Below are 14,208 nucleotides of genomic sequence, written 5' to 3' on the forward strand. Positions count from 1 at the left end.
AGGAGCTAGTTATGAGAAAATTACCGCTTTTTGTAGTGACAGGCGCAAGTGGAACAGGAAAAACAACGATCTCTTCACATGTTCGCAAGCAACTTCCCGAATTTGACGTCTTTGATATGGATATCATCGATAACGTGGATTGGCAGATTGCCAAAGAGAATTGGTTGAGGATTGCGTATAGCATATCCCTAAGTGGACGAGGGACTGTTTTATGTGGAACGATGGTGCCGGAAAACATTGCATCGTCCGATTACATAGATCGATTTGATCGAATTCTATATATGAATTTGCATTGTGACAATGTTACTCGCGAGACGCGTTTAAGAGTTCGTGGGTGGGACGAGAACCTGATAGAAGATCACAAGAATTTTGCAAATTGGCTACTCCAAAATTCGAAAACTGCATTTGACCCGCCAATGCAAACAATTGATACGACAGAACTTACAGCAGTGGGAGTAGCTGAACAAGTTAAAGAATGGGTTTTAAAGAACTGGTGCGAGGAATGAACACCTAAAATAACCTGATAGTTAGATTGAGTGGAGGAACATGATGCTGCCTTTTCAAGTGAATGAATCTATTGTATTAAAGCTGATCCAATCTCGAGATAGAGATGAGTTGTATGCGTTAATTGATGAGAATAGAAAGTACTTGAGAGCGTGGTTACTCTGGGTTGATAAACGACAATCGCCCAGCGATTTAGATTCTGTAATAGATGTATGGACACATAATTATGAAGAGAGGAACGGTTTTGATTCCGGAATATGGTTCAATGAACAATTGGTTGGGATGTTAGGATTGCATTATATTGATTGGAACAATAGAGCAACGAGCATTGGATATTTTTTAGCTGAGTCAGCACAGAGCAAAGGAATCATTACCAAATCAATAGAACAATTGCTTAAATATCTCTTTAACGAGTTGAAGTTAAATCGTGTCATTATTCAATGTGCAGAAAACAACTTTAAAAGCAGGGCTATACCTGAGAAAATCGGATTTTCAAATGAGGGCACATCCAGAGAAGCTCAATGGGTTTACGATCATTACGAGAATATAGTGACGTATAGTTTGTTGTCTAGTGAATGGCTACTTAAAAGGTAGAGTATATCATCTTGATGAGACGAAGGAGGTCACGTATTGTTTCTCAATGTATTACTTTGGTTGATTATCCTCTGGGTGATCTCCCTTTATTTCAGTTTTCCTAAGAAAGATCGCATGTACACAGTCAATATGCCAAGTACATATTACATTCAATCTTCAAATCGGTTGGATATTCAGAAAAACTACGAATGCGCTGCATTTTCCAGTGCTTTTGTCTTGAGACATTTCGGTTTGGAGTCCAACGGAACAAAGATTTATGAAACCTATCCTCGCAAATTACTGGATGGGACAGTATATCCCAAAGCGGTCGTTGTTTTTTTCAGGAAGCTAGGATATCAGGCAATGTACTTACGTGGAAATGTGAATACGTTGAAGAAACAGATCAGCCAAGGGGTGCCTGTTATATTATTTATTAGAGTACATCCCAAACAACGTTATTTGCATTTTGTTCCCGTCGTTGGTTATGATGAAACGCATTTTTACTTGGCAGAATCGTTAGAACACAAGATCAATTGTGATGAAGAATATTACAATCGAAAAATCAGCATAAGTGAACTCAACACGTTATGGAGGTCATGGTTGCCCTTTTGTCAAAACTCATATATCGTTGTACACCCGACGCAGATGTAAGACGGCCCTCTTTCAAGGGACAGGATATATTGGCTTTGAACGAACTAATCGGTATTATTCGGAACGTCTGTGTGGTTAAATCATGAAACTCATGCCCAAATGGCATGAGTTTTTTGGTGAACCAATCTCCTCACGTAAACCAGTTCACTTTAATCGATGGTTATAAACAAAATAGATTAAACATATAGGCAGTTGCTACCGATTTTATTGTTTTACCTGATAATCAGCGGAGTTTTTTAATTAAATTGGTTGTTCGTCCACGCATCTATTCATCTGCATACGTACGTTAAACTATGTCTATAGGGAGGTGTCCACACTGTGAGTTATTCAGAAGTGAAGAAACGTATGAAGAGAAAAAAGGCAACATTACATCCATGTAAAGTTAAAAGAAAAGACCGCCGACTGAAAGTGGTTAAAAAATTCGTTCAAGTAAAATGTCCGCCTCCAGAAGTGAACATATCTAACCCTACTGTTGTTGGCCCAACAGGACCACAAGGTATACAAGGCGTACAAGGCTTACAAGGTATTCCAGGTAAACAAGGGGTAGAAGGGCCACCTGGAGCTCAAGGACCAGCAGGAGGGCCACCTGGACCACAAGGACCTCAGGGACAGCCAGGTCCTGCTGGAGCGGTAGGCGCTCAAGGTCCGGTGGGACCTGCTGGCCCCGTGGGAGCACAGGGGATTCCGGGAGAAGCAGGGGCTGTAGGACCACAAGGTCCGCAGGGTAATCCCGGACCTGCCGGAGCGATTGGACCTCAAGGTTTTCCCGGAGCTGTTGGGCCGACGGGTGCGACAGGAGCTGCAGGAGCTGTAGGCCCGGCAGGCCCAGCCGGTGCAGCAGGAGCTGTAGGTCCTGCAGGAGCAGTAGGAGCTGTAGGCCCCGCTGGAGCAGTAGGCCCGGCAGGCCCAGCTGGTGCAACAGGAGCCGTGGGTCCTGCTGGAGCAGTAGGTCCGACAGGTGCAACGGGAGTAGCGGGTCCCGCTGGGGCAACAGGATCTACAGGTGCAACAGGAGTAGCCGGAAGCGTACTGGGATTCGCTGACTTTTTCGCACTGATGCCACCTGATAATGCAGCAACGGTTGCTCCCGGTACAGATGTAAGCTTTCCTCAGGATGGGCCAACAAGTGGAACAACTATCGCCCGCACGGGGCCTAGTGCATTCAATCTAGCAGCCATTGGTACGTATCAGATTTTATTCCAGGTGAGCATCAATGAAGCAGGTCAACTAATCTTAACTCTCAATGGGGCAGATTTGGCTCCTACTGTAGTTGGGCGAGCAACGGGAACGTCTCAGATTGTTGGTATGGCTTTGGTGCAGACAACCGTGATTAATTCTATTCTGACCGTGCGGAACCCGGCTGGTAATGCTACAGCATTAACAATCACGCCACTTGCGGGCGGAACTAGACCTGTATCCGCACATCTTGTGATCACACAATTAGCATGAGTACGTTATTAACCTAGGCTAATTGTCCAATGCTTTATTAAATATGCATCCACAATGGTAACATTGGTTTGCTTGAACTGAGATAGCAGTGCTTTACTCAAGGCTGTTATCTCAGTTGGAGCTGATGTTGTACATAGCTTGGTTATATATGATGACCAGAAATAATATCGGCAATGTTTCGGTAGCGGACGAAAGTCATTCAATGAAGCGCAACATATTTATTCACTCATTCTTTGATTTTATTGCTCAAATATTTAATCGGATTAACAAGTTCCGTGTTCGTCCGCATATACATTACAGGAGACGGGTCAAGACTCCGGCTGTCCTAAGTTGTATGAACGGAGGGAGAGACATGGGCATTGAATCATCCTGGATGTTTGATTTGTTTGGAACCGTCTTTCCGGTTGTATTTGTTCTGATTATAGGTATAGTCCTTCTGTCGATGGGAAAGGAGGTATGGAGGTGGGGACGCAACAACTCGGAGCCGCTATTGACCGTGCCTTCACGAATCACCAGCAGACGGATGAAGATGAGTCAGTCGCAATCTGAACCGGGCAGTACAGCACGAACGTTATACTACGTCACCTTTGAAGTAGAAAGTGGAGATCGGCTTGAATTCAAAGTCAATGGCGAAGAGTATGGTTTGTGCGCTGAGGGGGATGAAGGACGGCTCTCGTTCAAAGGAACACGTTATGTAGGCTTCGAGCGATATAATCGCGTATATTCTGAACGCCTACGTGGTTAAACTGAGCAGCTTGCGCCAAGATGGCGTGAGCTTTTTTTGATTATTTACTGGACAAGCGTTTCTTAATGGCCCTGACGTGTATTTATATAAGAAGAGGCATAATGAAATTATGATCAAAGGATCATTATCATAGAGGAGGCAATGAATATGTCATTTACAGATCAGGTTGTTGTTGTAACTGGTGCCGCTCAGGGAATCGGACGGAGTGTGGCTGAGGCTTATGCGGTCGCTGGGGCCAAAGTTGTACTTGCTGACTACAAGGAAGCGGAGGGGGCGGCAGCAGCAGCTTCCATTCGTAATGAAGGCGGAGAAGCCATCTTTGTTCAATGTGATGTTCGGAGCGAGCAGGATATTACGAATCTTTTTCGTACAACCGTGGAAGAATTCAAGCAAATCGATGTTCTAGTGAATAATGCAGGACTCGCCAAGTGGAAGTCACCCTATGAGCTAACGCTGGAAGAATGGGACGATGTACTCAATACCAATGTGAGAAGTTGCTTTTTGGCGAGTCGGGAAGCAGCCAAACATATGAAAAGCAATGAACACGGGGGTGCCATTATCAACATGGCTTCTACCCGTGCGCTGATGTCTGAGCCGGATACCGAAGCTTATGCCGCATCCAAAGGAGCGATTGTAGCTCTAACGCATGCGCTGGCGGTCTCACTGGGCAAGGACCAAATTCGGGTCAATTGTATCAGTCCGGGATGGATTGAGACAGGTGACGTGCAGAAATTGAAAAAGGAGGATCATGAACAGCATCCCTCCGGTCGTGTGGGTGTTCCTTCGGATATCTCCCGTGCTTGTCTATATTTATCTGATCCAAGCAATACCTTTGTCACAGGGACCAACCTCGTTATTGATGGAGGCATGACCCGAAAAATGATATATGAGGACTAGAACCGGGATTGAGCCGAACGAGCCCTAAGCTGTGCCAACTTAAGAGCAATAAGCCCAAGTTAAGCACTTGGGCTTATTTGTTTTTAATAACTCGGTTGCTATAATAAATGTGATTTTACAACAGTAGAGGAATGGAGGGAGTATATGTTCGGGAAACAATCCCGGAAGGTATTTTGGCTGTTACTGCTGATCGGAGGGATGATAATGATAGGGAATGAGTCACCTGCTGAAGCTGACGGCGCAGATATACGGGCGGCCTGGGTATGGCAGGCACAGTCTGTTAGCAACGGAGATGAGCTGTTGGCCAATGCAGCTAAACATAAGATAAACAGACTGTACGTGAATGTAGACATGACGATGCCCAAGGAGGTATACCAGACGTTTATAGCCAAAGCCAGCCGTGCGGGTATTGCGGTTGAAGCTTTGGGAGGCGATCCATCCTGGGCAATCAGTGGTCGTGAAGGTCCCATGCTCAGATTAGCCTCGTGGGTAAGTGATTACAATCAAGCTGCTGAGACCAACGAGCAATTTGATGCCATACATCTGGATATCAAGCCCTATGTGTTACCAGCCTGGAAAGAAGATGCTAAGCCACTGGTACAATCCTGGGTAGCCAATATGAATCTGTTATTTGAGCAAGTGAGACAGGATGGCGCAGTTGCAGTGAATATTGACCTGCCATTTTGGCTGGATTCCTACACCGTCACAGGAAATAGAGTTTCTGAGGATGCAGATAACGAACCATTGTCACGTTGGTTCATTGAACGAGTGGAGCATGTCACTTTACTCGCTTACCGTGATAACGCGCAAGGGAACAATGGTATTATACGTTTAATTGAACAGGAAATGAACTGGGCCGATACTAGCAATGTGAGCGTTACGGTTGGGTTGAACACCAAGCCAATGCCTGGCGAGGAGTTCACGACATTTGCCGGTAAAGGTGCAGCACAACTGGAAAGCGTTATTGAAGAAGTTGCCTCCGCATTCAGCGAACATAGTTCCTACGCAGGTTCTGCTGTACATGACATCGTATACTGGGGACAACTGGAGCCATCAGAACTGCCATCACCGGAGATTCCATCCAATCAACCAGAGATTCGGGGAACGTATATCTGGGAGGCCTCTCAGGTGACAAATGACGGGGGAGAGCACATACTAGCGTTTGCTAGAGAGCAGAATATTAACTGGTTGTATGTCCGTTTGGACCTGGATCAACCCTATTCCAGTTACCGCAGTTTTGTGAAACGGGCAAAAGCGCAGGGCATTGAGATCCATGCGATGGGTGGACACCCCATCTGGGGCAAAAAGGAGAATCGTCCACGCATTAAGCGATTGATTGATTATGTGAAAAACTATAATGCTGAATCCGAGCCGGATGAACGATTTGAAGGCATCCATCTGGATATTGAGCCGTACACTTTGCCAGAGTGGGAGAATAGTCGGGACACCCTGTTGATCGAATGGACTGCCAACATTACATTTTTCCAGGAAGAAACGAAGAAGGACAGTGATCTCGAAACAAGCGCAGACCTTGCTGTATGGCTGGATAGCTTCGCGTTGCCAGGAAAGGATACATCTGTGGCTGAATTTATGATCCGTACACTCGATCATGTGTCGCTGATGGCTTTCCGTAACAACGCCGAAGGTTCCAATGGGATTGCTGCTGTTGTGAGCCAGGAGATGGAGATCGCGGATCGTTTGGAAAAAAGGTTAATGATTTCGGTAGAAATGAAGCAGAACCACGAAGGTCCTCATATTTCTTTTTATGAAAAAGGGGCAGCGGAGATGGAACTTCAGCTTGCCAAGCTTCCGGATCTGCTGGCCGAACATCAGGCTTACCAAGGCAACATTGTTCATGCTTACGATTATTGGATTGAAGCCAAGCCTTAAACAAGCGAGTATTATAAGAAACGAGTTGCTTCGGGACTTCACCTTGGGTGAGGTTCCGGGCTTTTTTTTGTGGAAAAAAGATGGAATCGTGTCACCGAATGGGCTCCTGCACAATACGATGTACGGTGATGAACAGCTGAAACAAGGGAGGAAACAGACTATGGCTGTTATTAAAGCCAACTCAGAGGACGTCAAGCTGCTGGCTAGGCTCATGAGGGCAGAGGCTGAAGGTGACGGCGAACAGGGTATGTTGCTTGTGGGCAATGTAGGTGTGAACCGGGTGCTGGTGGATTGTCTGGACTTCAAGGATATTCGCGATATCAATCGTATGGTATTCCAGAATCCAGGAGGCTACGAGTCAACACAGAAGGGGTACTTTTACCAACGGGCAAGACAGTCCGAGATTCGTCTCGCACAACGGGTGATCAATGGAGAGCGCATCTGGCCAGCGAGCAATTCATTGTGGTTTTTCCGACCTGTGGGCGACTGCCCACCAACATGGTATGACCAGCAAAATACAGGACGTTTCAAAGCGCATTGTTTCTTCAGTCCGACAGGCGATGACTGTCCGGAAGTATATTAAATTTTGGGAGGAATCACTATGATTAATCAGCCTTATCAACCAACGACTCAAACACTGGGTCAGCAAGCCAATTCTGTGTTGGGTCAACAAGCCAATTCTCAGGTTCAAGGTACGTCTTACAAAATTGGTAACGGAATGCCTGCCATGTCACCAACGCCAGGGATGGTATCACCAAGCTCGACAAGTGTACCCCCACTCGTATCCAGTGGAAGCCCAATGACACCAACGGGTGCAGTGATTACAACAACGGCTCCACAGTTTGAGCAGTCATACATTGAGAATATTTTACGTCTGAATCTTGGTAAATTCGGTACGTTCTACATGACATATGAAGGAAATAAAGAATGGAACGCTCGCATATTCCAAGGTATTATTGAAGCAGCGGGACGTGACCATATTATCATCAGTGACCCGAAGACAGGAAGACGGATCATGCTGTTGATGGTCAACTTTGACTATGCTACATTTGATGAGCCGTTGTTGTATCAATATCCAGGAGTGGTAGGCAATTACCCGCAAGCTCCAAGCAGATAATCATTGGCCCTCATCATTTTGATTGATAACTGACATGTCTAACACATACTGATTTACTTCGCTGTCCTGAATGTGGAGGTAATCCGCAGACAGGACAGCTTTTTACATAAACATATATACGAAGGTTACTATAGGTTTAGAGTCATACGTAACCTTTTGGCGATAACATGGCACTTATACATGAATAGAACAAGCAGCATGCTTATATGAAGGGAGTCCATAGCATTGAATTCATGGATTGAAGGAGCGATGAAGGGCGAACCCGAAGCTTACGCACAACTGATGTCTCAATATCGCGGGATGGCACTTGCTGTTGCCTACCACCGACTGGGGGATACATTTTGGGCAGAAGATGTCGTGCAGGAGGCGTTTACTGAAGCCTTTGGCAATCTGTCCAAGCTGGAAACTCCTGAGGCTTTTCCCGGGTGGTTCAAGGTGATCGTGGAGAGGCAGTGTTATCGCTGGCTAAGACGCAAGCAGCATACCATGATTCCAGTTCAGGAGCTGGAGCATGTATTCTATGAAGAGGATCAGGCGCATAATCCGGAAAAACAAGCGGTGCAAAATGAAATGCATCGTACGCTTCGTGATTCCATTGCAATACTGCCATCATCGATGCGGATTGCTGTTGAACTGTTTTATTTGGAAGGATACTCGCTCAAGGAAATATCGGATTTTCTCGGGGTCAAAGTACCTGCATTAAAGAAAAGATTGTTCGATGCCCGATCCAAACTCAAGCGCTCTATGCCTGTAAGGGATCTGGTCTCTGTATTCAGTGACTTGTATGAAGGGGGAAAAGGATTGTTACACATTATGAATGGGGATCACGCTGCTAATCGTTTAAGAGAGAGTGGAATTCAGGGAGACATCCTGGTATGGAGAGAGTTGTATACGTTCGGCCCGGTAGCCAAAGAGATGGGAGATACGCAGGAGCGGCAGAATCGGGCATCCGTGTTAGAGCAGCAGTTGGGCATTCCACAGGCGGAATACTTGAAGATTGAGGAGCTTGAACGCAAGTTGCATTCGTTTCAACAATACAAGGAAATTGTCTTATGGTTCGAATACGATCTCTATGATCAGACGATGTTATCGTATCTGTTACATTATTTCAAAGGACAAGCACTCCAGAATACGAAACTGAATCTGCTCTGTATTGACTCGTATCCAGAGATTGAGCACTTTAGAGGACTGGGACAGCTTACCTCCACACAGATTGAACGGCTGTCAGGCAGTTGGCATGTGATTGAGAAAAACGAGTTACAAGCCGGTGCACAGTTCTGGGAAGCCTATACGTCGACTGATTTCCGGCATCATCTGGATTACTTGCAGGCAGACACTTCTGCGCTACCCTTTGCAAAAGCTGCCTTTAAGGCACATTTGTCCCGTCTGCCATCTGTATCGAACGGTCTGGGGCTCATTGAGCAGACAACACTAGAGACCATTAGAGCAGGTGTGGAGCATCCGTATCCATTATTTCGCGAGGTAGGGGACAAGTTGCATATTCTCGGGATGGGTGATCTTGAATACTGGGCACATCTGAAGCGGATGACAGAAGGACCTCATGCCCTGCTTCAGATGAGCGGTGCAACCACTTTCCCTAATTTCAAGCAGCATGATGAAAAATTCCGTGACGGTGTCCTGTCGCTAACGGGACTCGGAATTAAGGTGTTGAATGAAGAAGTCGATTGGGCACTGCTGAAGCAGGATGAATTCTGGATCGGTGGATTGCATAACGCAAGCGGGAAACAAGCCAAGTGGCGCTGGAACCCCGCTTCGGAAACCGTAGTGGAGATTGAGTCGACATCGTAATTAGCGGATAGAATCTGAGAAAATAACAGTATTACAAAAAGAGAGTATCCAGCCATGCGTAAACATGAGCGAGGATGCTCTCTTTGGTTAGTTAAGAATTAGTTGTGATTCTCAAAATGATTTTTCCTTTTTTAATAGTTGTTTGACTAGATGCATACCTATACAGTAAACTGTACATATTACAGTTTACTGTATAGGTATAAACTAAAGTTTAAAGGAGTGAGTTTATGAATCAGTACACTGCAAAGCGTATCTCAGAAATTCTTCAAGAAGATGATACTAAGATGAATCTGAGGACGGTTCGGTACTATACACAAATAGGCATGATTCCTCCGTTAGAGTTGGTAGGAAATAAAAGAGTATACACCGATAAACACATTCATTATTTTCGAGCAATTATAACTTTATCTAGAACTGGTGAGAACTTAGCATCCATCCAAGAAAAATTAAATTCTCTTTCTTTAGAGGAAGTGGAAAAAATCGGCCAATTGATGAGTTTATATAGTCCAGACCGTGTCTTGGAAAACGAAACTCTAACAATAACAGATGATGTTTCAATTACATTAAGTCCTCGAGTTTCAGCCGAATTAAAACAGAAGGTAATTGATTCTGTTTCACAGGTTTTGAAGGGGGGAATTTAATGATGCTTAATTTACGGCTGGCTAAAAAAAAGATGGAAAAAGAAGAAGGAATGAATCATTTATGGATTGAGCTCACCTATACCAATAAATTATTTGAAAATGCAATATTACGTATTCACCTCCCAAATGGTCTTTATCGAGGATTAAATTTGAATGGGAATTTTGAAACAGAAACAGGTGAAATAAAATTAGTGTCACAAGATAAAGACGTATTTATTGAGTTTTATACACAGTCCAGAATAGATTGTGATGAGGCATTGATTAATGTGGAATTATGTTATCAAAGTAGTCATCTAAATTGGAAAGGAATAAAACAGGACATAACAGTTCGCTTTGTAGACGAGGAAGATGTAGATGATGAGCATATCGATCATCAAGTCATTGAACGAGTGATGAGACTCGAAATTAATTCGTCTAGCAAAGCTGGCTCAGATAAGGAATTATTAGTTATCAGACCAAGAACGTATCAAACAAGAGACAGTGAATATGCTTATCTTGAAAAGGACTATCGAATAAACTACTAGTGGAAGAGAGCGCTCAACGTATTTTACGAATGCGTAAACTTATTGATAATGTGATTGTAAAGCACAATAACAATGGGCAGGTGATTAAAAATGGACCGAGAGGCAATCGAATTTTCCGTAGAATTCCAAGATTCTTATGGAATCATATACACTCGAGAATTGAGAGCTGAAAGTATAGCTGAAGCTAAAATTATCATTCAAAATAACTACCCTGATGTTGTAGTTCGAGCAGTCACACGTATTACAGAAAATGAAAAGGAATAACTATCTGATGATCTGGAATTTAATCATTTATCAATACAAATACACACGTTGCAGAGGATTCAACTAGTGTAAAAATAAGAAGCATAACGGCGTATTTAGTAAAAATTATTTCCGTGAAAACAGCGTAATCGAGACTTTTGTTAAAGAAAAAAGGCGTTTGTGCCATTTCGTTGTCATAGGACACGGATTGACTGTGTAGTGTAGAATTATATAATAAAAGAAGCATATCTTTGTTATTCGACAGAACAAGGTGGAGGTGGAAGCATTGGGAAGTTGAAATTGCATATGAACGGCAGAATGGCTAATATCCTACATTTTCGAAGGAGGTGGACCTATTTGCCGAAGAATGACGGCGAATAGGATGAAAATTTGAGTGACCCCTTACCGAGTATTTTAAATTTAGTATTAATTGGTTTACTTGTATTAATGAATGGTTTCTTTGTGTCGGCGGAATTTGCGATGGTGAAAGTTCGTGGAAGCCGGATTGAGGCTTTGGTGGAAACAGGCAACAAAAATGCCATCTATGCTTCCAATATCGTACGTAATCTGGATGCATATCTGTCAGCTTGCCAACTAGGTATAACTTTGGCTTCACTGGGACTCGGGTGGCTGGGAGAACCGGCAATTGCACATCTGTTAGAGCCCGTGTTTACCGCATTTGGACTGGGACCAGTCTACGTTCATGGAATTTCTATTGCCATTGCATTTGTGATTATTACGATCTTGCACATTGTACTGGGAGAACTTGCTCCCAAAACGATGGCGATTCGAAAGTCTGAGACGATCACGTTGTGGTCTGCGGCTTTGCTAACGTTCTTCTACAAGTTAATGTATCCATTCATATGGGCACTGAACGGTATGGCTAACGGCTTGTTGAGACTGTTCCGAATGGCACCAGCTTCGGAGATGGACGACGCGCATAGTGAAGATGAATTACGTATTCTCATGAAAGAAAGCAATAAGAGCGGTTTAATTGATAACACTGAATTAGCACTTGTTGATAATATATTTGATTTTACGGATACAACTGCCCGTGAAATTATGATTCCGCGGACGGAAATGATCTGTCTGAATGCCAATGAGTCCATGCTGGAGAATCTGGAGATTGCCAGCGAAAGTATGCGAACGAGGTATCCGGTGTATAACGGAGACAAGGATCATATTATCGGCTTTATTCACATTAAGGATCTGATGCGATCCCAACTTACGGATACCATCTCCGTAATCCGGCCCATCCTGGCTGTGCCAGATACCACACTGATCAGTGATCTGCTCAAGCGTATGCAGCGTAGCAAGACACAGATTGCGATTCTGATTGATGAATACGGGGGAACCTCCGGGCTTGTCACGCTTGAAGATATCATGGAAGAGATCGTAGGCGAGATTCAGGATGAATTCGACCAAGAGCGTCCTGCCATTGAGCAAGTGGATGAGATGGAATACTCTATTGATGGATTGATGCTGATTGAAGAAGTCAGTGAACGATTTGGACTGGATATGGATCGTGCCGATTACGATACCATCGGGGGCTGGCTATACTCCAGAGTAGATGCCATACCACCTGAGGTCGGTCAATCGGTTGAGTATGGGGGTTATGTATTTGTCATTCAAGAGACAGAGCATAAGCGGATTTCCCGAGTAAATGTGATTAAGCTAGAACTGTTGGTTGAAGAAGAAGGCGCGTAGCCGGATCGAAATTGTAACGAATGAAGCTGTATGGTGACGTAATGTCATCGTACAGCTTCTTTGCATGCTCATGATTCTTTGGGTGCATGAAGGACAACATCAGCGTAACGGTTCTCCGTGACCAAGCTATTTTTGATATAAATTCGCTTATAAGTGACATAAACATTCTCTCCAGGAGCGAGGTCATGCTGGATATTCAGCTTTTTTCGAGTGGATTGGGTTGTTGTCGGTGTTTTAATGGTGATGATGTCGTACATATCGACGAAAGTAACCTCGTAAGAATTGTAATCCCCCACCTTAGTGGTGGATAACACCGGATTTTGCTTATACTGGGTTAGGTGATCATTCACCATGCCAAATGTTACAGGTAACACATAAAACAGAAGTACCAGAGGCAGAAGGCAGAAAGCAATTCCGAAAACACGTAAAAATTTGACATGGGAAAGGGTTCGGCCACTCTGCTTGAGAAAAAGAAAAGCAAGGATGGGGGACAGTACAAGTCCCCAGATCATAAAGGGCAATACATAGCGGTCTATCCCCATGCTTATCCAGCTTTCACGGGCTGTAGCCAATAAATATATTAAGGTCCCTGCGGTAAGCGCACTCACCAAGATAACAAGCCAACGTTTGAACGAGCCGGAAACTTCGATGTGTAGTTCATTCGGATTGGAGCTTTGACGATGCCTTTTGGATTTGGATTGAAGTTTACTCAAGTTATACACCTCATTTGCAAATCTTGTTGGTTAATATGATTTCGTGTATCCATTACCCAATACATACGGGCTGGAATAATTTAGGTTTCAATCATGCTGGAGATGCAAGCAAGACAAAAGACGCTGCCGACTGAAACATCGGAGCGTCTAATTTTTTTTGAAACCTGTCACCCGATCCGTCCGTTTATACCCTTACACAAAATCAAGTATGGAAGCGGAGGATGGATCAATATGCGGAAAATGAAAACGAAGAGTGCAGCATCTATACTAAAAATAACCCTTGTTGCCTTGTTAATGGTGCCAACAATCCTGGCTTTACCTACGTCCGAACCGGCCGTTGCAAGCCCAATGATCAATGTGTCCTCTGGTGCTCTTACACCCCCGCCACCGCCGGAACCATTCATCCATTCACTTGCTACCATTTCCGAACGTGGACATATTTATCAAGCGGTCGGTGCAGTCATCCCTGGGGGTGGACTATCGGCTATCGTCAATACCAAGACCATGACATATATAACAATGAAGACACTTTCCGTAGATTATCGACTTGAGCGCTGGACAGGAACAGCATGGGTAACTTTCAAAACCAATTCCAACAATGCAACGAATACAAACTTACTGAATGCCACATCGGATTGGACCGTTATGCCAGGATATTATTATCGCGTTACGAGTATTCATACAGCGTATGATGGAAGTACCACGGATACAAGCAAACATGTCTCTGGCACCGTGTTATTTTGAT

Annotated in this window: 16 protein-coding genes; 15 read left to right on the plus strand and 1 reads right to left on the minus strand. The window is 44.2% G+C overall.

The genetic code is table 11. From position 1 onward, the window contains the following. Positions 1–11 precede the first annotated feature (11 nt). The 14 genes from BLS69_RS06275 to BLS69_RS06335 all read left to right on the plus strand — a co-directional run bounded on the left by BLS69_RS06275 (position 12) and on the right by BLS69_RS06335 (position 12,750). A complete protein-coding gene (locus BLS69_RS06275; RefSeq protein ID WP_091029483.1) occupies positions 12–506 on the plus strand; it encodes an AAA family ATPase in 495 nt (164 codons plus the stop codon). A 40-nt stretch (positions 507–546) separates the two neighbouring features. After that, positions 547–1,098 (plus strand): GNAT family N-acetyltransferase, encoded by a 552-nt coding sequence (locus tag BLS69_RS06280; protein WP_256332239.1) that lies wholly within the window; start codon positions 547–549, stop codon positions 1,096–1,098. A 129-nt stretch (positions 1,099–1,227) separates the two neighbouring features. Then, positions 1,228–1,728 carry a C39 family peptidase gene (locus tag BLS69_RS06285; protein WP_256332334.1) on the plus strand — a complete coding sequence of 167 codons (501 nt, stop codon included), beginning with the start codon at positions 1,228–1,230 and terminating at the stop codon, positions 1,726–1,728. Positions 1,729–2,046: 318 nt separating this feature from the next. Continuing rightward, the gene (locus BLS69_RS06290; protein ID WP_091029491.1) at positions 2,047–3,177 is read left to right on the plus strand and encodes a collagen-like protein; all 1,131 of its coding nucleotides are present in this window, start codon (positions 2,047–2,049) and stop codon (positions 3,175–3,177) included. Positions 3,178–3,529: 352 nt separating this feature from the next. Beyond that, positions 3,530–3,922, plus strand: coding sequence for a DUF2500 domain-containing protein (locus BLS69_RS06295; RefSeq protein ID WP_017688132.1), 393 nt, complete (start codon positions 3,530–3,532; stop codon positions 3,920–3,922). Positions 3,923–4,069: 147 nt separating this feature from the next. Further along, the gene (locus BLS69_RS06300) at positions 4,070–4,819 is read left to right on the plus strand and encodes a glucose 1-dehydrogenase (RefSeq protein ID WP_091029493.1); all 750 of its coding nucleotides are present in this window, start codon (positions 4,070–4,072) and stop codon (positions 4,817–4,819) included. 204 nt (positions 4,820–5,023) lie between these two features. After that, a complete protein-coding gene (locus tag BLS69_RS06305; RefSeq protein WP_143023557.1) occupies positions 5,024–6,709 on the plus strand; it encodes a hypothetical protein in 1,686 nt (561 codons plus the stop codon). Positions 6,710–6,869: 160 nt separating this feature from the next. Then, positions 6,870–7,292, plus strand: coding sequence for a cell wall hydrolase (locus BLS69_RS06310; protein WP_074095421.1), 423 nt, complete (start codon positions 6,870–6,872; stop codon positions 7,290–7,292). A 75-nt stretch (positions 7,293–7,367) separates the two neighbouring features. Then, positions 7,368–7,826, plus strand: coding sequence for a spore coat protein GerQ (gene gerQ, locus BLS69_RS06315; RefSeq protein WP_036613981.1), 459 nt, complete (start codon positions 7,368–7,370; stop codon positions 7,824–7,826). A 225-nt stretch (positions 7,827–8,051) separates the two neighbouring features. Further along, the gene (locus BLS69_RS06320) at positions 8,052–9,635 is read left to right on the plus strand and encodes a sigma-70 family RNA polymerase sigma factor (RefSeq protein WP_091029500.1); all 1,584 of its coding nucleotides are present in this window, start codon (positions 8,052–8,054) and stop codon (positions 9,633–9,635) included. 227 nt (positions 9,636–9,862) lie between these two features. Then, a complete protein-coding gene (locus BLS69_RS06325) occupies positions 9,863–10,276 on the plus strand; it encodes a MerR family transcriptional regulator (RefSeq protein WP_091029501.1) in 414 nt (137 codons plus the stop codon). Then, positions 10,276–10,800: a hypothetical protein gene (locus BLS69_RS06330; RefSeq protein WP_091029504.1), complete on the plus strand. Its 525-nt coding sequence runs from the start codon at positions 10,276–10,278 to the stop codon at positions 10,798–10,800. Before BLS69_RS06325 ends, BLS69_RS06330 begins: the two co-directional genes overlap by 1 nt. A gap of 90 nt (positions 10,801–10,890) precedes the next feature. Further along, complete coding sequence (locus tag BLS69_RS32075; RefSeq protein WP_176872614.1) at positions 10,891–11,064, plus strand: hypothetical protein; 174 nt, start codon at positions 10,891–10,893, stop codon at positions 11,062–11,064. A gap of 369 nt (positions 11,065–11,433) precedes the next feature. Next, positions 11,434–12,750 (plus strand): hemolysin family protein, encoded by a 1,317-nt coding sequence (locus BLS69_RS06335; RefSeq protein WP_091029506.1) that lies wholly within the window; start codon positions 11,434–11,436, stop codon positions 12,748–12,750. Between the two features lie 68 nt (positions 12,751–12,818). Here BLS69_RS06335 and BLS69_RS06340 read toward each other — a convergent pair whose 3' ends face one another. Further along, positions 12,819–13,463, minus strand: coding sequence for a hypothetical protein (locus BLS69_RS06340; RefSeq protein WP_091029508.1), 645 nt, complete (start codon positions 13,461–13,463; stop codon positions 12,819–12,821). A gap of 231 nt (positions 13,464–13,694) precedes the next feature. On the opposite strand from BLS69_RS06340, the gene BLS69_RS06345 reads away from it, so the two are divergent. Beyond that, positions 13,695–14,207: a hypothetical protein gene (locus BLS69_RS06345; RefSeq protein ID WP_091029511.1), complete on the plus strand. Its 513-nt coding sequence runs from the start codon at positions 13,695–13,697 to the stop codon at positions 14,205–14,207. Position 14,208: the final 1 nt, after the last annotated feature.

Source organism: Paenibacillus sp. CF095 (genome assembly GCF_900101225.1).
GTDB lineage: Bacteria > Bacillota > Bacilli > Paenibacillales > Paenibacillaceae > Paenibacillus.